The organism is Streptomyces sp. NPDC085524, from assembly GCF_044541755.1.
In the GTDB taxonomy this organism is placed as follows: Bacteria; Actinomycetota; Actinomycetes; order Streptomycetales; family Streptomycetaceae; genus Streptomyces.
Genome location: NZ_JBITTH010000006.1, coordinates 331,371 through 348,781 on the forward strand (window position 1 = coordinate 331,371; position 17,411 = coordinate 348,781).

A 17,411-nucleotide genomic window follows, 5' to 3' on the forward strand; every position below is an offset into this window, starting at 1 on the left:
GAAGAAGGGCCGCTGAGACGTTCACCCGCTGAGCCGTTCAACCGAATTGATCATCCGAAGTGCTTGGATGACGAGGTGCCGAACTCCCTGCTCCCCGAGCCCGTACGGCGCTTCGCCGCCTGGTGCGCCGTCGTCCTGCTCGTCGCGGCCGTCCTGGCCCTCGTCGTATGGCTGTGCACGGTCTTCCGGACGGTGGTCACGCCCGTGCTGCTCGCCGTCCTCGGCACGGCCCTGCTCGGCCCGCTGCACCGGCGCCTCGTCCGCATGAGGGTGAACCGCTCCCTCGCCGCGGCCCTCACCTGCCTCGCCGTGACCGCCGTCGTCGGCGGGGCCTCGTACGTCGTCGTCCTCGCGGTCGTCAGGACCGGCGACCAGATCGTCGACGCGCTGCGGCGGGCCGGCCAGAACCTCGCCGAGCACTTCGGGGCGCTCGGCACCTCGCTGGAGGACCTCGCGAAGAACTCGCAGGACCTGCTGGCGAAGTTCGGCGGCACGGCGGCCTCGGGCGTGGTCACCGGCATCAGCGTGGTCGGCACGATGATCGCCACGGCCCTGCTGTCCCTCGTGCTGATCTTCTTCTTCCTCCGCGACTCCGACCGCGCGGTGGGCACCCTGCGCTCGCTCGTCCCGCGCCGCTCGGGCGACCTCATGGAGGCCATGGGCCGGCGGGCGTTCGGGGCCGTCGAGGGCTTCATGCGGGGGACCACGCTCGTGGCCCTGGTCGACGGCGTGCTGATCGGCGCGGGTCTGCTCGTGCTCGACGTGCCGGGAGCGGTGGGGCTGGCCGCGCTGGTCTTCGTGACGGCCTACATCCCCTACCTCGGCGCGTTCCTCTCCGGCGCCGTCGCGGTCCTCGTCGCCCTCGTCGAGCGGGGCTGGGCCACCGGCCTGTGGGTGCTCGCGCTGGTGCTTCTGGTCCAGATGGTCGAGGGGTACGTCCTCCAGCCCCTGGTGCAGAGCCGCACGGTGCAGATGCACCCGGCCGTGGTCATGCTGGCCATCACGGCCGGGGCGAGTGCCGCCGGGATCCTCGGCATGCTGCTGGCGGTGCCGCTGACCGCGGCCGCCTTCGGGGTGGTCTCGGAACTGCGGGCCCGGTACGGCGAGGACGCGGCCCCCGGTCCGGTGGAACCGGTCTAGGCAAGGCCCGGGTGGTAGCTGAGGACCACCATGATCGCCGTGCACTCGGCGAAGAGCTGGGCGCCCAGCGCCCACCGGCGGACCTGCGGGCGGGGCGCGGCCAGTGCGACGAGGAAGGCCACGCCCGCGGCGCCTGCGCTCCCCGGGAACAGCCACCAGGGCAGCCCACGGGTGCACTCCACGCCGTAGGTCACACAGCCCGACACCTGCACGGACGACAGGAGCAGGACGACCGCTCCGACGAAGGCCACGGGGAAGAACGCCGCGGACAGACCGGCCCAGAGGCGGGTCCGGTCCTTGGCCGGCGCAGGAGCCGGGGTGTTCGTGGAGGAGGAGGCGTTGTCCATGCCCCGATCCAACGCGGTTCCCGGGTCCGGCACAGGCGCGCGGCTACTCACCCGCACGCGCGCCGGTACTCAGGCCGGGTACGGGACCGGGACCACCCCGCGGCGGAGCGGTCCCGGTCGTACCGGCCCGGGGTGTCGGCCCCGGGTGTCAGTCCTCCGCGGCCTCGCCCGTACCGCGGTGGCCGAGGCCCGTGCGCGCGGTGGTGGGGATGCGGCCCAGGCGGCCGGCCTGGAAGTCGTCGAAGGCCTGCTGGAGCTCGTGCTTGTTGTTCATGACGAACGGCCCGTAGTGCGCCATCGGCTCCCGGATCGGACGCCCGCCGAGGAGGACGACCTCCAGGGCCGGGGCGTTGGAGTCCTGCGACTCGTCCGCCCGCACCGTGATCGAGCCGCCCTCGCCGAAGACGGCCGTCTGCCCGGTGTGGACCGGCCGCCGGTCCTCGCCGACCGAGCCGCGCCCGGCCAGGACGTACGCGAGGCCGTTGAAGTCCTCGCGCCACGGGAGGGTGATCTGCGCGCCCGGGCTGACGGTCGCGTGGATCATCGTGATCGGGGTGTGCGTGATGCCCGGGCCCTGGTGGCCGTCGAGCTCGCCGGCGATCACGCGGAGCAGGGAGCCGCCGTCGGGGGTGGTCAGCAGCTGGACCTGGCCTCCGCCGATGTCCTGGTAGCGCGGGGGCATCATCTTGTCGGAGGCCGGGAGGTTGACCCACAGCTGGAGGCCGTGGAACAGGCCGCCGGACACGACGAGGGACTCCGGCGGGGCCTCGATGTGCAGGAGGCCCGAACCGGCGGTCATCCACTGGGTGTCACCGCCGTTGATGACTCCGCCGCCGCCGTTGCTGTCCTGGTGGACGAAGGTTCCGTCGATCAGGTACGTGACGGTCTCGAAGCCTCGGTGGGGGTGCCAGGGGGTGCCCTTGGGCTCACCCGGCGCGTACTCCACCTCGCCCATCTGGTCCATCATGATGAACGGGTCGAGGTACCGGTAGTTGATCCCCGCGAACGCGCGGCGCACCGGGAATCCCTCGCCCTCGAACCCACTGGGGGCGTCGACGACGGCCAGCACCTTGCGCGCGACGGCGGCCTGCGGCTCGGCCACTCGCGGAAGGGTCAACGGGTTCTCAACAGTCACTGCGGGCATGGTCAGGACCTCCTTCTGCGTCGAGTTTAGTTGAAACTCGAACTTCCTGCCACCGGGAAGAACAGAAAGGGCCCCGGGGGAAATTCCCCCGGGGCCCTCAGGCGCAGATGTACAGGTCAGGCCAGGTCAGCAGTGCGGCAGCCCGTACGCACCCGGGTTGGAGTCGAAGGCCGCGGTCGTCCAGACGACCGATGCCGGGACGAAGCCGAAGCGGCCGGTCACATCGCCGTAGGCCCCGTACCAGGTGGTGCCCTCGTTCTTGGTCCAGCAGTCGAACACGCTCGGGTTGGTCTTCAGCGTGTCCACCCACGGCGCGCTGTAGCTGGCGTTGCGGTACATGTCGACGGGAGCGTCGTTGCCGCAGTAGAGCTTCCCGCCGCTCACGCCGCACCAGGCGGCCTCCGCCGGCGCCGCTGCCAGGACCCCCGCGCCCAGCGCCAGTACCCCCGTGGCCGCGATCGCGGCGAGCCTCGTCCGGATCGACGTACGAGCCATCACTGCCTCCTCGTGTCGGTGCGGGGGACCCCCCGTGGATTCCCCCGCAGCACCGATACTCGGCAGCCACGGCCGGGGCCGCGATGGTTTCGGGCGTCGCCGAAACGTTCAGCCCCCGCTGCGCAGCAGGTCCACGCCCAGGCCCGTCGCCGAATGGAGCACCGCCTTGCCGTCCCGCCGCGTGGTGATCAGGCCCGCCGCACGCAGGGTGCGGGTGTGCTCCGAGACCGAGGGCAGGCTGATGTCGAGGTCCCGGGCCAGCTCGCTCGTCGTGCGCTGCTGGACCAGCAGCTGGAGCACCGCCGCCCGGGTCCGACCCAGCAGCGCGTCCAGCGCCCCGTCCGCCGCGCTCGGGCCGACCAGCGGGAGCGGGGTCAGCGCCGGGTACATCAGCAGCCGCGCGCCGTCCGGGCCGTCCGGGCCCTCGGCCAGCAGCGGCCGTCCCGTCCAGAACGGCGAGGGCATCAACAGCAGGCCCCGGCCCCCGAGGGCGCACTCGAAGTCCGGCTCCACCGGGACCTCGAAGACCGTGCCCGTCCAGTCGGCCCGCGGATGCGTGCTGGCCAGGCACGCCTTGATGCCGTGGGCGGCCAGCAGCCGGGTCCGCCAGGCCACGTCCGCCTGGAAGGACTGCCGGATCCGCGGCCAGTGCGGGGCGATCACCAGCTCGTGGACGGAGCGCAGCGCGCCGTCGAGCTGATCCCACGCCTCGCGGTCCTGCGCCCACAGCGCGCGCAGCCAGGAGGCGGAGCCGGGGGCGCGGGCGGCGGTACGGGCCAGTTGCCCGTCGGTGAGTGCCCCGGCGGCGTCCCGCACGGCGGCCAGCCCCTCCTCCAGCGTGGGCGCGTACGGCTCGACGAACTGCGGGTTGTCGCCGTCGGGCCGCAGCAGATCCAGCAGCGGCCGCACCCGGCCCGGTAACTCCCGGGTGACGTGGCCGCGCCATCGGCCGAAAACCGCCTGCTCGTCACGGCGCTGCCAGGCGACGACCGCCATGCCGAGCTCCACGAGCGGGAGCGGCTCGCGGGCGAAGGTGACGTTGAGCAGGTCCTCGGTCGTGAAGTGCACCCTCAGCAACGCGCCCGCCCCCCGTCGTCAGCGTCTAGCCATACATGCGGCGCATCGCGAAGTCGACCATCTGCTCGACCGCCTTCGCGTCGAAGACCATCCGGTGGTCGCCCTCCATGTCGAGGACGAAGCCGTAGCCGGTGGGCAGCAGGTCGATGACCTCGGCGCCGGTGATCACGAAGTACTTGGACTCCTTGCCGGCGTACCGGCGCAGCTCCTTGAGCGTGGTGAACATCGGGATCACCGGCTGCTGCGTGTTGTGCAGCGCGAGGAATCCCGGGGTGTCGCCGCGCGGGCAGTAGACCTTCGACGAGGCGAAGATCTGCTGGAAGTCCTCGGCGGACAGCGACCCGGTCGTGAACGCCCGGACCGCGTCCCCGAGGGAGGGCGGCGAGGGCTCGGGGTACAGCGGCGCCTGCTGCTGCGCGTAGCCCTGCTGGGGCTGCCCGTACTGCTGCTGCCCCGCGCTCACGTTCTGGTCGTAGCCGTACATGGGCCGAAGCCTACCGAGGCCGGGGGCGGCGGGGCCGCCGAGTTCCGGTCAGTGGGCCTTGAGTGTGGCCACGAAGGGTGCCCAGGCTGTCGCCGAGACCACGAGGGTCGGCCCGGTCCGTCGCTTCGAGTCCCGCACGGGCACCCAACCGGCGACGCCGTCGGCCACCTCGACGCAGGTACCACCGTCGCTGTTGGTGTAGCTGCTCGTGCGCCAACGAGCGGCGCTCAAGTCAATGTCGCTGATTGCCATTTCGGTAGTCCTCTGCGGCCGCCTCCATCATGGCGAGGGACGCCTCTGGCGGTAGCGCGGCGGCCCTCAGCAGATCGTACGACCTTCGATAGCGCTTCACGAGAGCCGGATCGTCGATGGTGACGCCGCTGTGCAGCGACTCCGTATAGACCAGTGGCGGCGCCTCGGCGAAGGTCATGATGATGGTCGTGCCTGCCGACATGAACGGGTGCGCTCCTGCGTTCCACGGGACGATCTGTGGAACGATCCGATTGCGGCGGACCAGGGCGGTTACGTGGTCGAGCTGTTCCGCCATCCGGTCGGGCGGGACGACCGGCAGCCGTAGCAGCGACTCGTGCAGGATGACCCAGTACTCCGGCGTCCCGTGGTCGCCCTCGAAGAGGTCAGCCCGCGCCATCCGGGCGTTGACCTTCACATCGGTCTCCTCCCGGGCCTCCAGCGGCCGTTCGGCCCGGGCCAGGGCGCGTGCGTACGCAGCCGTCTGCAACAGGCCCGGAAAGGCGCTCGGGCACCATTCCTCAATGGTCTCGGCAACCTTCTCCGCGTCCAAGACTTTCTCGGCGTACCTGGCGAGGCCAACGCTCCGGGCCTTCCGTACGTCCTCACAACGCCGCTCGAAGAACCCATCGGTGTTCAGTACCCGGTCGACGTGGCGCGCTAGATCCAGCGGCATGCGCCGCTGACCGAGTTCGATCTCGCTCAGATAGCTGGCCCCGTAGAAGCTGCCCTCCACCGACTGCTGGAGCGTGAGGCCCGCCGCCTCCCGGCGCCACCGCAGCTCCTTGCCATAAAACGCCGGCACGCTCGCCGAGCCGTCAATGTCCTTACGCGCGGCCACGATCGCCCGCCTTCCACACCTCGCACTGTGGACTCGAAACCCTTCCCACGCTACGCCGACCCCCGCCAGCCTGTGAGCAGTTCGTCACACTCCGCACCCGCCACAGGAACGGCAGGCACCGCCATGAGCGAGCACGACCGCGACCACGAGGCCACGGAAGCCCTGGAGGCACTCCGCACCGCACTCGCCTCGCACGACATCACCCTCGGCAACTGCAACGCCGCCACCGCGCAGCGACTGGCCGCCGCCCTGGCCGCGCAGTGAACGGGCTCACGATCCGGCTGCTCGCCACCCCCGGGGCCGTCCCCCTGGCCCGCCACGCCGTGCGCGAGCACCTCGGGCCCGCCGAATCCCCCGACGCGGAGCTCTGCGTCAGCGAGCTGCTGACCAACGTGATCACCCACCTGGGGACCGGCACGCCCGTCACCCTGCGCGTCACCGGAAGGGCAGCCCGTACGCGGGTCGAGCTCACCGACCCCGACGCGCACGCGCAGCCCGTACCGCGACAGGCCGCGGACGGGGACGAGTCCGGTCGGGGGCTGGCCCTGCTGGCCGCCGTCGCCCTGCGCTGGGGCGTCGTTCGAGCGCCCCAGGGGAAAACCGTGTGGTGCGAGCTGCCGAGAGCGTCGTCACAGTCCCGGCAGTAAGGGTTGCGTCTTATTACCGGTGGGTAGCATCATGACGTTACCGATTGGTATGTACGAGGAATCTGTCTCCCCGAGCCTTAACGGAGCCGTCGCCATGGGGCACTACAAGTCGAATCTCCGCGACATCGAGTTCAACCTCTTCGAGGTGCTCGGCCGCGACAAGCTGTACGGCACCGGTCCGTTCGAGGAGATGGACTCCGAGACCGCCAAGGACGTCCTGACCGAGATAGCCCGCCTGGCCGAGAACGAGCTGGCCGAGTCCTTCGCCGACGCCGACCGCAACCCGCCCGTCTTCGACCCGGAGACGAACACGGCCCCGGTCCCGGCCTCCTTCAAGAAGAGCTACAAGGCCTTCATGGACTCCGAGTACTGGCGCATGGGCATCCCTGAGGAGATCGGCGGCACCGTCTCCCCGCGCTCCCTCGTCTGGGCCTACGCGGAGCTCCTGCTCGGCTCGAACCCGGCCATCTGGATGTACTCCTCCGGCCCGGCCTTCGCCGGCGTCCTCCACGAGGAGGGCAACGAGGCGCAGAAGAAGATCGCGCAGATCGCGGTCGAGAAGCGCTGGGGCTCCACCATGGTCCTGACCGAGCCGGACGCCGGTTCGGACGTCGGCGCCGGCCGCACCAAGGCCGTGCAGCAGGAGGACGGCTCCTGGCACATCGAGGGCGTGAAGCGCTTCATCACGTCCGGTGAGCACGACATGGAGGAGAACATCCTCCACTACGTCCTCGCGCGCCCCGAGGGCCACGGCCCGGGCACCAAGGGCCTGTCCCTCTTCCTCGTCCCGAAGTTCCACTTCGACTGGGAGACCGGCGAGCTGGGCGAGCGCAACGGCGTCTACGCCACCAACGTCGAGCACAAGATGGGCCTCAAGGCCTCCAACACGTGCGAGATGACCTTCGGCGACAAGCACCCCGCCAAGGGCTGGCTGATCGGCGACAAGCACGACGGCATCCGCCAGATGTTCATGATCATCGAGTTCGCCCGCATGATGGTCGGCACGAAGGCCATCGCGACGCTCTCGACCGGCTACCTGAACGCCCTGGAGTACGCCAAGGAGCGCGTGCAGGGTCCGGACCTGGCCAACTTCATGGACAAGACGGCCCCCAAGGTCACCATCACGCACCACCCCGACGTGCGCCGCTCGCTCATGACGCAGAAGGCGTACGCCGAAGGCATGCGCGCCCTCGTCCTGTACACCGCCTCCGTCCAGGACGACATCCAGATCAAGCAGGCCGCGGGCGAGGACACCACCGCGCTGGTCGGCCTCAACGACCTGCTCCTGCCGATCGTGAAGGGCTACGGCTCGGAGAAGTCCTACGAGCAGCTCGCCCAGTCCCTGCAGACCTTCGGCGGCTCCGGCTACCTGCAGGAGTACCCGATCGAGCAGTACATCCGCGACGCCAAGATCGACACCCTCTACGAGGGCACCACCGCGATCCAGGGCCAGGACTTCTTCTTCCGGAAGATCGTCCGCGACCAGGGCGCCTCCCTGAACGTCCTCTCCGAGACGATCAAGAAGTTCCTGGCCGAGGCCGTCGGCGGCGAGGAGCTCGCCCCGGCGCGCGACGCGCTCGCCAAGGCCGCCGTGGACCTGGAGGCCATCGTCGGCCAGATGATCGTCGACCTCACCGCCACCGGCGAGGACGTCAAGAACATCTACAAGGTCGGCCAGAACACCACCCGCCTGCTGATGGCCTCGGGCGACGTGGTCGTCGGCTACCTGCTGCTCAAGGGCGCGGCCGTGGCCGCCGAGAAGCTGCCGACCGCCTCCGCCAAGGACGCGCCGTTCTACACCGGCAAGATCGCCGCCGCGAAGTTCTTCGCGTCGCAGGTCCTGCCCGGCGTCTCCGTCCAGCGCGCGCTGGCCGAGGCCGTCGACAACACCCTGATGGACCTCGACGAGGCCGCCTTCTAGGCTGCGCCGCCCCGCAGGTCACTCGCACCCGGTACGGGTGCAGCGGCCGGGCCCTCCGCACGGAGGCCCGGCCGCTGCCCGTCCGGCGGCAGCAGCAGCCACCCGCGTGCCGCGCCGCGCCCGCATCCGGAGGGGACGGGCGGGGCGGGGCCCGGATCGCCGCCGGGGCGAAATCAGCCCCTCCGGCGTTCGAGGAGCGGGGACCGGGGCGGAGCCCCAGGATGCCGCGCAGCGGCGTCTTCGGCCTCGCCGGCGGGGCCCGGGGCACCGGCGGCGGGTACGGGCACCGGTCGTGCGACCCGGTGCCCGCACCCGCCCCGCCCCGGCCCGCCCCGGCCAAGCGCAGCGCCACGGCACCCGGCCCCCTGTACTGCGGCTTTTCTCCGTTGTCAGCCGTTCATGGGACGCTCGTACGCATGAGCCCACAGGATCACCACGGCAGCAGGGGGTACTCCGTCCCCACCGGGCGCCCGTACGCCCTCAAGGAGCTGCAGGCGAGCCTGGGCAGCCTCGGCGACCACCTGCGCGAGCTGTACGACGGCGCCCACCCCGCCGAATACGAAGCCATCGCCGACGCCCTCTACGTGGCCTTCCAGACCGCCGCCGGCCTGGCCCCCGCCAAGAGCTACACCGGCTGCCCCGAACACCCCAACGGCGCCCTCGACCCCGAGGCCCCCGAGGGCTGGGGCCGCTGCCTGATCTGCAACGACCGGCGCCGCCTCGGGCAGCGCCTGAACGGCGCCCGCCAGGCCTCCCCGGCCACGGGCGAACAGCGGCGCCTGGGCTACCCCGTGCCCGACGGCCCGTACACCCTGCAGGTGCTTCGCCAGTACCTGCGCACCGTCGAGGACCAGCGCTTCCACCTGGGCCTGTCCTCGCCCTCCGATGAATTCGTGCGCATCGCGGACGACCTCCACCGCGCCTTCATCGTCGCCCGCGAACTCTCCCGCCCCCGTAACGCCTCCGGCTGCTCCGAGCACCCCGGCGCGCCCATCGACCCGGACGCACCCCCGGGCGAGGCCTGTATCTTCTGCGCCGGACGCAAGAGACGCGCGCAGCGCTCCCCGCAGACCCCGGAGATGCTCCCGCGCATCCGCCGGGGCGAGCGCAGACAGCTGCAGCGCCGCTTCGAACGTCCGCCGGGCTGAGACGCCCCGGGTCCCGGACCACACCTCCGGACCCGTCCTCTCGGCTATCCGCCCCAGTCCGGCCATGGCGTACACGACCGTCGTTAAGGTGAACACATGAGCTCTCCCGCCCGCTTCGACCGCGGCCACACCGACGACCTGATGACCTTCCTGACGGCCAGTCCGTCGCCGTACCACGCCGTGGCCAATGCGGCCGAGCGGCTGGAGAAGGCAGGTTTCAGGCAGTTGTCGGAAACGGACGCCTGGGACGCAGGCGCCGGAGGCAAGTTCGTGCTCCGCGGCGGCGCGCTCATTGCCTGGTACGTCCCGGAGGGCGCGACCGCACACACCCCGTTCCGCATCATCGGCGCCCACACCGACTCCCCCAACCTGCGGGTCAAGCCGCTGCCGGACACGGGCTCCCAGGGCTGGCGGCAGATCGCCGTCGAGATCTACGGCGGCACCCTCCTCAACACCTGGCTCGACCGCGACCTGGGCCTCGCCGGGCGGCTCACCCTGCGCGACGGCACCGACCGACTGATCAACGTGGACCGCGCACTGCTGCGCGTGCCCCAACTCGCCGTGCACCTCGACCGGTCGGTGAACAGCGACGGCCTCAAGCTCGACAAGCAGCGCCACATGCAGCCGATCTGGGGCCTCGGCGACGTCCGGGAAGGCGACCTGATCTCCTTCCTGGAGGAGGAAGAGGGCCTGGACCAGGGCTCGGTGGCCGGCTGGGACCTGATGGTCCACTCCATCGAGCCGCCCGCCTACCTGGGCCGCGACCGCGAACTGCTCGCCGGTCCGCGCATGGACAACCTGCTCTCCGTCCACGCGGGCGTCGCGGCACTGGCCGCGGTCTCCGCCAACGGCAAGCTCGACCACATCCCGGTCCTGGCCGCCTTCGACCACGAGGAGAACGGCTCGCAGTCGGACACGGGCGCGGACGGCCCGCTCCTCGGCAACGTGCTGGAACGTTCAGTCTTCGCGCGCGGAGGCACGTACGAGGACAAGGCCCGCGCCTTCGCCGGCACCATCTGCCTCTCCTCGGACACGGGCCACGCGGTCCACCCCAACTACGGTGAGCGGCACGACCCCACGCACCACCCGCGCGCCAACGGCGGCCCCATCCTCAAGGTCAACGTGAACCAGCGCTACGCGACGGACGGCAGCGGCCGCGCCGTGTTCGCGGGCGCCTGCGAGCGGGCCGGGGTGCCGTGGCAGACCTTCGTCTCCAACAACTCGATGCCGTGCGGCACGACGATCGGCCCGATCACGGCCGCCCGCCACGGCATCCAGACGGTGGACATCGGCGTGGCCATCCTCTCGATGCACAGCGCCCGCGAACTCTGCGGCGCGGACGACCCGTACCTCCTGGCGAACGCCCTGGTCGCCTTCCTGGAGGGCTGACGCCCCGGCAGTCCCGCACGTGAGAGCCCCGCCCTGAACTCCCGTTCCAGGGCGGGGCTTTCCGTGTCGTCCGCTCCTACGCCCGGTCGTCCATGCCCGCGAGGACGAGCGGCAGTCGGGCGGCGCCCTCGGCGGTGACGCGGACCGGGACGCCCCAGTCCTGCTGGTGGACGTGGCAGGCCGGGTACTCGTTGTCCGGGTCGTCGTCGCAGGACGCCGCCATCGCCGAGACGTGCAGGACGCCCTCGGTGACGTCCGGGTTCAGCGCGAGCTCCCGGAACAGGTCGGTGCCGGGACCCTCGCCGGCCGCCAGCAGCTCCGGCGGGGTCGAGGAGACCAGGAGGCGGGTCGAGGGGCCGTAGCGGGTGTCCAGCTTCTGGCCGCTCGGGGCCTGGAAGACCACGTCGAGGCGGAGCGTGCCGGGCGCGACCTCGGTGGCGGCCCGCTGGGTGCGGTGGGCGACCGCGTCGACCCGTACGGCCTCCTCGGGGAGCCGCAGCCGGGAGAGCCGGTGCCGGGCGGACTCCACGACCACGATGTCGTCCCCGACGAGCACGGCGTCGCTGGGCTCGCGCAGGTCGGTGGCGAGGGTCGAGACCTGGCCGGTGGCGGGGTCGTAGCGGCGCAGGGCGTGGTTGTACGTGTCGCACACCGCGACCGAGCCGTCGGGCAGGGCCGTGACCCCGAGCGGGTGCTGGAGCAGGGCCTGGGCGGCGTCGCCGTCGCGGTGGCCGAAGTCGAACAGGCCGGTGCCGACGGCGGACTTGATGACGTACCCGTCGCCCTCGCCGGCCGGCTCGACGTAACGCAGGGCGCTGGTCTCGGAGTCGGCGATCCACAGCCGGTCCCCGGCCGCGGCGAGCCCGGACGGCTGCGCGAACCAGGCCTCGGCGGCGGGACCGTCGTGCAGCCCCTCGTTGGTGGTGCCGGCGGCGACCTCGACGGTCCCCTCCGCGGGGTCCCAGGTCCACAGCTGGTGCACACCCGCCATGGCGATCCACACCTTGCCCTGCCACCAGGCCACGTCCCACGGCGAGGACAGGTCGACCTCGAGGGCCGGCCCGGAGGTCGGCGAGCCCTGCCACCACTGCCGCCCGGTGCCGGCGACGGTCTCGACAGCCCCGCTCTCCAGGTCGAGGACGCGCAGGGCGTGGTTGACCGTGTCGGCGACGACCACCCGCCCGTCGGGCAGCAGCGCCAGCCCCTGCGGCTCGCTGAAGCTATCGCTGCCGAAGCCGCGCTCGCCGCTGCCGATCCGCCGTACGACGCTCTCGCCGTCGGCGGCCAGCTCGACGAGCTGGTGCCGGGTCGAGTCCGAGACCAGGAAGTTGCCGGACGGCAGCAGCAGCGCCTTCCCGGGGAACCGGAGGTCGGTCGCGACGGGCTCGGGCGCCACGTACGGCCCGTCCCCGCGCCGCAAGGTCCCCTTGGCCTCGTGCTCGGCCTCCAGCTCCTCGACCAGCCGCGCGATGGCGTGCGCGTGCCCCTCACCGGCGTGCTGGGCGACGATGTACCCCTCGGGGTCGATCACGACGAGCGTGGGCCAGGCGCGTACGGCGTACTGCTTCCAAGTGGCGAGCTCGGGGTCGTCCAGCACGGGGTGGTGCACCTCGTACCGCTCGACGGCATCGACGACGGCGGCGTGCTCGGCCTCGTGCACGAACTTCGGCGAGTGCACGCCGATGATCACGACGGTGTCGCGGTGCTTCTCCTCCAGCTCGCGCAGCTCGTCGAGGACGTGCAGGCAGTTGATGCAGCAGAACGTCCAAAAATCGAGGATCGCAATGCGTCCCCGCAGGTCGGAGAGGGTGAGCTCCTTGCCTCCGGTGTTCAGCCAGCCACCCTTGCCGATCAGCTCGGGGGCACGGAGACGGGCACGGCGGGGCGCGGGCGCGGGGGTGGGCGCCGGGGCGGAATCGTTCATGCTTCAAGCTTGCCATCCCGGTGTGAACACAGGACAACACCAGTACGACGGTGATCACGTCCGATAACGTGCGTTCACGTGACAGCCACGACACCGCCGAGCAGGCGGATATTCGACGCCCTGGACGCCACCGCGGTCCGGAGCATCTCGCAGTTGGGCGATGTGTACGAGGAGCCCGGCGAGCTGGTCCGGCGCAAGACCGTGGACCGGGTCCTCGACGCGGCCCGGGCGGTCATCGGGCGGTCTTCGCTGGTGTTCGTCGCCAGTGCCGGGGCCGACGGGACCTGTGACGTGACCCCGCGGGGCGGGCCGGCGGGATTCGTGGCCGTCCTGGACGAGTTCACCCTGGCCGTCCCCGACGCCACCGGCAACAAGCGGATCGACACCATCCGCAACATCGTGGAGACGGCCCGGGCCGGGCTGATCTTCGTCATCCCCGGGCGTGCCACCACCCTGCGCGTGAACGGGCGGGCCTGCGTCTCCACCGACCCCGAGCTGCTGCAGCAGCTCACCCCCGTCGGCAAGCCGCCGCGCAGCGCGATCGTCGTGGGGGTCGAGGAGGTCTACCAGCACTGCCCGAAGGCGTTCCTGCGCAGCAACGCCTGGAAGCCCGAGCAGTGGCTCGCCGAGGACGCGGTCCCCAGCTCCGCCGAGGTCACGCTCTCCCACATCGACCGGCCGGACCTGACCATCGAGGACGTCCTGCAGGCCGAGCGCGAATCGCTCCTCTACCGCTACGAATAGTCGAAGAGGGCGCTGAGGCGGGGCAGGCGGGCGGTGGTCTCGTCGGTGTCGTCGAAGTCGAAGTCCCAGGACGGGTCCAGGGCCGGGTAGCCGATCGTGAAGGAGTCCGCGGGCAGTTCGCGGCCGGTGGCGGACTCGTAGGCGCTCCAGGCGATCGAGAGGGCGTCCTCGTCCCACAGCTCCAGGCCGTCCGCCGCGGCTTCCCGGACCGCCGGGTGGGCGGCCAGGGAGTCCGGGTCGGCCAGGGCCGCCTCGAAGGCCGCCTGCCCCTGCGTCAGGAGCCAGCCGCGGAAGTAGTCGAAGCCGTCGTCCGAGCAGCCTCCGTTGATGACGTAGGCCGCGGCCCAGAGCGGGGCGCTGTAGGACTCGGAGAGGAGGTCCCACAGCACCTGCTGGGCCTCGGCTATCTCCGCCTCCGGGAGCTCGGCGAGGAGCTCCGCGGCGCGCGTCGACACCTCCTCCGGCGCCGACTGCGCCTGCGCGCGGGCCGATTCGATCAGCTTCCAGAACGTCTGCTTGTCCATGGGGGAAGCGTGGCAGCCGGGTCTGACATCAGGCCGTGGCGCAGCCGATGAAGGAGCGCAGGGATCCGGCGAGCGCCTCGACGAAGGCGTCCTGGACCTCGGGGGCGACGAGGGCGAGGGACAGGTACGGGTTCAGGTCCTCCAGCTCGACGAGGAGCAGTTCGCCCGAGGGGGCCCGGCAGGCGTCCACGCGCTGGATGCCGTGGTCGAGGGTGTTCCACTCGACGAAGGAGCGGGCGAAGTCCAGGTCGGCGGGGGTGGGCTCGTAGGGGACGAGCTCCCAGCGGCGGGCCGGGTCGGGGGCGTACAGGGCGTACTGGAAGGCGTCGTCGACGAAGTAGAAGGACACCTCGTAGGCGAAGTCGATGCGGGGCTGGATGAGGACCGATCCCGCCGGGCCCTGCGGTTCCCCGGTGAAGGTGAGGCCGATGGAGTCCGCGCCCTGCTTGGGCTTGACCGCGTAGACGGGCACCTGCGGCAGTTCGGACAGCCTGGCCGGGTCGTCGACCGTCGGGATGACCGGGTATCCGGCGGCGGTGAGGTCGAGGAGGTACTGCTTGCCCGCCATGTCGGCTCGGCCGGTGAGCGGGTTGTAGACCCGGGTCCCGGCGGCGAGGGCCGCGGCGCGGAAGGAGTCGTAGGCCTGCTGGTAGTGCAGGACCGGGCCGCTGTTGCGGACGATCACCGCGTCGAAGCCCAGGGGCGCGAGCGCCTCCGCGTCGGCCGGGTGGCACAGCGCGAGTTCGAAGCCGGCGGCCCGGAGGCGGGAGGTGAGGAATATGTCCTCGTCGCAGTAGCGGCGGCCGCGCGCCGGGTACGCCAGGTCGGTCACGTAGAGGAGAGGCATGCCCGCAACCTATCGCGGGCACTGATCAGCGCATGAAATACCTCGTACGGGACAAAATGCTGGCCATCGGGGACGACTACTGGATCGAGGACGAGGACGGCCGCCACGCCTTCCTCGTCGACGGCAAGGCGCTGCGCTTCCGGGACACGCTGGAGCTGAAGGATCCGGACGGGCTGATCCTCATCACCCTGCGGGAGAAGCTGCTCGGCTTCCGCGACACCATGACCCTGGAGCGGGACGGCCGGCGCCTCGCGCGGATCCGGCGCAAGCGGTGGTCGCTGCTGCGCAACCACTTCCTGGTGACCCTGATCGAGGGGACGGAGCTCGACGTCAGCGGGCGGATCCTGGACCGGGAGTTCAAGGTCGAGTACGACGGGGAGCTGCTCGCGCTGATCTCCCGGCAGTGGTACCGGATCCGCGAGACCTACGCGGTGGACGTGGTCCGGGAGGACGCGGACGCGGCGCTGCTGGTGGCGGTGGCGGTGTGCGTGATCCGCATGGCGGAGGGGGAGCGGGAGGGTGCGGGGGCCGAGTGATCGAGCCCCTCCCTGATCTCCGAGGCGGTCACCAGGCCTGCCGGCAGGAGGAACGGGTTGGCGCCCGGTACGGCCCAGGAGGCCGCCCGGTACGAGCCGATCGCCGACGGTGCGCTCCTCTGGAGCCAGAGGGGCATGGCGCCCCACGCCCCGACCACGGGCCGCTAGCGCGGTGACCGCAGCCCCAGCATGCGGTCCTTCAGAGCCGGGAACTGTTCGCGGGTCTCGGCGACCTTGGCCGGGTCGAGGTCCACCGTGAGGACGTCCTCGCCGGGGCCCGCCTCGGCCAGGACCTCGCCCCACGGGTCGACGACCAGGCTGTGCCCGGCCTGCTCGACGCCCGCGTGGGTGCCGGCCAGAGCGCAGGCCAGGACGTACGACTGGTCCTCGACGGCCCGCGCCCGGTTGAGCAGCGTCCAGTGGGCGCGGCGGCGCGCGGGCCAGCCGGCCGCGACGACCAGCGTGGTGGCGCCGGCGTCGACTAGGCCGCGGAAGAGCTCCGGGAAGCGCAGGTCGTAGCAGGTGGCGATGCCGAGGGTCTGCTCCGGCAGCCGCACCGTGGTGAGGGAGTCGCCGGGGGTCATCATCACCGCCTCGCCCTGGTCGAAGCCGAACCGGTGGATCTTGCGGTAGGTGGCGGCCAGCTCGCCCTCCGGGGAGATGACGAGGGCGGTGTTGTAGAGCGAGCCGTCGCCGGCGCGCTCCACGACCGAGCCGGCGTGCAGCCAGACCCCCGCGTCGCGGGCGGCCTCGGACATGACCTCGAACGTCGGACCGTCGAGAGGTTCGGCCTCGGTCTCGAAGAGCTCGTAGGCGAACGCGCCGACCGTCCACAGTTCGGGCAGGACGACAAGATCTGACCCGGCCTGTTCCCGTACGAGATCGGCCACTCGGACACGTCGGGAAGACACCGACTCGCCCTCGTTCACTGCGATTTGGATCAGCGAGGCGCGCACACTACCACCGTCCTGGCGTTCAAGCCGTCAACTCGGGCCTACGATCGTCACACGAAAGCACTGCCGGGGTGCTCACAGGCAGCGTAGTTTTGGAAAGCGAGCCACTGCTTCCGAACGCGCCACTGAACAGCACCGCGAGGGGTCCCGTTGACCGTCCATCCGCATCCCAGCCTCCAGCCCTATGCCGAAGCGTGGACGCACTCCATCGAGGCGATATCCGAGCTGGTCCTCCCGCTGACGGAGGGCGAGTGGAACCGTGCGACGCCGTGCCCGGGCTGGTCGGTCCGTGACGTCGTATCACACATCATCGGCATCGAATGCGAGCAGCTCGGTGACCCGAGGCCGATCCACACCGTCGCGCGGGACCTGCGGCACGTCGTGGACGAGTTCAGCCGGTACATGGAGGTGCAGGTGGACGTACGCCGTCACCACACCGCCCCGGAGATGACCTCGGAGCTCGAGTACACCGTCATCCGCCGCTCGCGCCAGCTGCGCAACGAGAAGCGGGATCCGGACACGCTCGTGCGGGGGCCGCTGGGCGACCAGGTGACGCTGGAGCACGCGCTGCGGCTGCGCGCGTTCGACGTGTGGATCCACGAGCAGGACCTGCGGGCGGCGCTGGGCGCGCCGGGGAACTGGGATTCGCCCGGTGCGTACGTGGCCCGGGACATCCTCCTCGCCGGTCTGCCGAAGGTGGTCGCGAAGCTGGCGGGGGCGCCGGCGAACTCCGCGGTGGTCCTCGACGTGCACGGCCCGCTGGAGTTCATGCGGACCGTGCGCGTGGACGCGGAGGGCCGTGGGACCCTGGACAAGTCGCCGTCGCTGGGCCCGGCGGTCACCCTCACCCTGGACTGGGAGACGTACGTCCGCCTCGCGGCGGGGCGCGTGCGGCCGCGTACGGTCGCGGACCGGGTGAAGGTCGAGGGCGACCAGGAGCTGGCGGACGCGATCCTGGCGAACTTCTCCGTGACGCCGTGACGCGGTGACGCGGTGACGCC

Annotated in this window: 20 protein-coding genes; 9 read left to right on the top strand and 11 right to left on the bottom strand. The window is 71.4% G+C overall.

The genetic code is table 11. The features are described 5' to 3' along the window. Positions 1-63 precede the first annotated feature (63 nt). Positions 64-1,140 (top strand): AI-2E family transporter, encoded by a 1,077-nt coding sequence (locus ACIGFK_RS12000; RefSeq protein ID WP_386467920.1) that lies wholly within the window; start codon positions 64-66, stop codon positions 1,138-1,140. Here the strand turns inward: ACIGFK_RS12000 and ACIGFK_RS12005 are convergent. The 7 genes from ACIGFK_RS12005 to ACIGFK_RS12035 form a co-directional block, all read right to left on the bottom strand. Then, positions 1,137-1,487, bottom strand: a complete 351-nt coding sequence (locus ACIGFK_RS12005; RefSeq protein ID WP_400051398.1) for a hypothetical protein — start codon at positions 1,485-1,487, stop codon at positions 1,137-1,139. The two genes, ACIGFK_RS12000 and ACIGFK_RS12005, sit on opposite strands and share 4 nt — an antisense overlap. Positions 1,488-1,635: 148 nt before the next feature. Beyond that, positions 1,636-2,631 carry a pirin family protein gene (locus ACIGFK_RS12010; protein ID WP_376660317.1) on the bottom strand — a complete coding sequence of 332 codons (996 nt, stop codon included), beginning with the start codon at positions 2,629-2,631 and terminating at the stop codon, positions 1,636-1,638. Between the two features lie 126 nt (positions 2,632-2,757). Further along, positions 2,758-3,126: a hypothetical protein gene (locus ACIGFK_RS12015; RefSeq protein ID WP_376660316.1), complete on the bottom strand. Its 369-nt coding sequence runs from the start codon at positions 3,124-3,126 to the stop codon at positions 2,758-2,760. 108 nt (positions 3,127-3,234) lie between these two features. Further along, positions 3,235-4,194, bottom strand: coding sequence for an ArsR/SmtB family transcription factor (locus tag ACIGFK_RS12020; RefSeq protein ID WP_400051400.1), 960 nt, complete (start codon positions 4,192-4,194; stop codon positions 3,235-3,237). 34 nt (positions 4,195-4,228) lie between these two features. Beyond that, on the bottom strand, positions 4,229-4,687 hold the full coding sequence (locus ACIGFK_RS12025; protein ID WP_376660314.1) for an SseB family protein: 459 nt from the start codon (positions 4,685-4,687) through the stop codon (positions 4,229-4,231). A 48-nt stretch (positions 4,688-4,735) separates the two neighbouring features. Further along, on the bottom strand, positions 4,736-4,939 hold the full coding sequence (locus ACIGFK_RS12030; protein ID WP_376660313.1) for a DUF397 domain-containing protein: 204 nt from the start codon (positions 4,937-4,939) through the stop codon (positions 4,736-4,738). Then, positions 4,920-5,777 carry a Scr1 family TA system antitoxin-like transcriptional regulator gene (locus ACIGFK_RS12035; protein ID WP_386467913.1) on the bottom strand — a complete coding sequence of 286 codons (858 nt, stop codon included), beginning with the start codon at positions 5,775-5,777 and terminating at the stop codon, positions 4,920-4,922. Before ACIGFK_RS12035 ends, ACIGFK_RS12030 begins: the two co-directional genes overlap by 20 nt. Before the next feature lie 123 nt (positions 5,778-5,900). Here ACIGFK_RS12035 and ACIGFK_RS12040 point away from each other — a divergent pair, with 123 nt between their 5' ends. The 5 genes from ACIGFK_RS12040 to ACIGFK_RS12060 all read left to right on the top strand — a co-directional run bounded on the left by ACIGFK_RS12040 (position 5,901) and on the right by ACIGFK_RS12060 (position 10,882). Next, positions 5,901-6,041 carry a hypothetical protein gene (locus ACIGFK_RS12040; protein ID WP_400051403.1) on the top strand — a complete coding sequence of 47 codons (141 nt, stop codon included), beginning with the start codon at positions 5,901-5,903 and terminating at the stop codon, positions 6,039-6,041. After that, positions 6,038-6,424, top strand: a complete 387-nt coding sequence (locus ACIGFK_RS12045) for an ATP-binding protein (protein WP_400051405.1) — start codon at positions 6,038-6,040, stop codon at positions 6,422-6,424. Before ACIGFK_RS12040 ends, ACIGFK_RS12045 begins: the two co-directional genes overlap by 4 nt. A gap of 94 nt (positions 6,425-6,518) precedes the next feature. Beyond that, positions 6,519-8,345, top strand: a complete 1,827-nt coding sequence (locus tag ACIGFK_RS12050; protein WP_376660326.1) for an acyl-CoA dehydrogenase — start codon at positions 6,519-6,521, stop codon at positions 8,343-8,345. 416 nt (positions 8,346-8,761) lie between these two features. Beyond that, the gene (locus ACIGFK_RS12055) at positions 8,762-9,493 is read left to right on the top strand and encodes a hypothetical protein (RefSeq protein WP_376659926.1); all 732 of its coding nucleotides are present in this window, start codon (positions 8,762-8,764) and stop codon (positions 9,491-9,493) included. Between the two features lie 96 nt (positions 9,494-9,589). Then, a complete protein-coding gene (locus ACIGFK_RS12060) occupies positions 9,590-10,882 on the top strand; it encodes a M18 family aminopeptidase (RefSeq protein ID WP_386467910.1) in 1,293 nt (430 codons plus the stop codon). Between the two features lie 76 nt (positions 10,883-10,958). Here ACIGFK_RS12060 and ACIGFK_RS12065 read toward each other — a convergent pair whose 3' ends face one another. After that, complete coding sequence (locus ACIGFK_RS12065; RefSeq protein WP_400051407.1) at positions 10,959-12,806, bottom strand: NHL domain-containing thioredoxin family protein; 1,848 nt, start codon at positions 12,804-12,806, stop codon at positions 10,959-10,961. A gap of 78 nt (positions 12,807-12,884) precedes the next feature. On the opposite strand from ACIGFK_RS12065, the gene ACIGFK_RS12070 reads away from it, so the two are divergent. After that, positions 12,885-13,550 (top strand): MSMEG_1061 family FMN-dependent PPOX-type flavoprotein, encoded by a 666-nt coding sequence (locus tag ACIGFK_RS12070; protein WP_400051409.1) that lies wholly within the window; start codon positions 12,885-12,887, stop codon positions 13,548-13,550. Here ACIGFK_RS12070 and ACIGFK_RS12075 read toward each other — a convergent pair. Continuing rightward, complete coding sequence (locus ACIGFK_RS12075; RefSeq protein ID WP_376659922.1) at positions 13,541-14,074, bottom strand: DUF4240 domain-containing protein; 534 nt, start codon at positions 14,072-14,074, stop codon at positions 13,541-13,543. The two genes, ACIGFK_RS12070 and ACIGFK_RS12075, sit on opposite strands and share 10 nt — an antisense overlap. A gap of 28 nt (positions 14,075-14,102) precedes the next feature. After that, positions 14,103-14,921, bottom strand: a complete 819-nt coding sequence (locus ACIGFK_RS12080; protein ID WP_400051411.1) for a hypothetical protein — start codon at positions 14,919-14,921, stop codon at positions 14,103-14,105. Positions 14,922-14,953: 32 nt separating this feature from the next. Between ACIGFK_RS12080 and ACIGFK_RS12085 the strand changes: the two genes are divergently transcribed. Then, on the top strand, positions 14,954-15,457 hold the full coding sequence (locus ACIGFK_RS12085; RefSeq protein ID WP_376659920.1) for an LURP-one-related/scramblase family protein: 504 nt from the start codon (positions 14,954-14,956) through the stop codon (positions 15,455-15,457). A gap of 164 nt (positions 15,458-15,621) precedes the next feature. Here the strand turns inward: ACIGFK_RS12085 and ACIGFK_RS12090 are convergent, their stop codons facing one another. After that, positions 15,622-16,413 (bottom strand): carbon-nitrogen family hydrolase, encoded by a 792-nt coding sequence (locus ACIGFK_RS12090; RefSeq protein ID WP_376659919.1) that lies wholly within the window; start codon positions 16,411-16,413, stop codon positions 15,622-15,624. A 147-nt stretch (positions 16,414-16,560) separates the two neighbouring features. Here ACIGFK_RS12090 and ACIGFK_RS12095 point away from each other — a divergent pair, with 147 nt between their 5' ends. Next, entirely contained in the window at positions 16,561-17,391 is an 831-nt protein-coding gene (locus tag ACIGFK_RS12095; protein WP_376659918.1) for a maleylpyruvate isomerase family mycothiol-dependent enzyme, read from the top strand. Positions 17,392-17,411 lie beyond the last annotated feature (20 nt).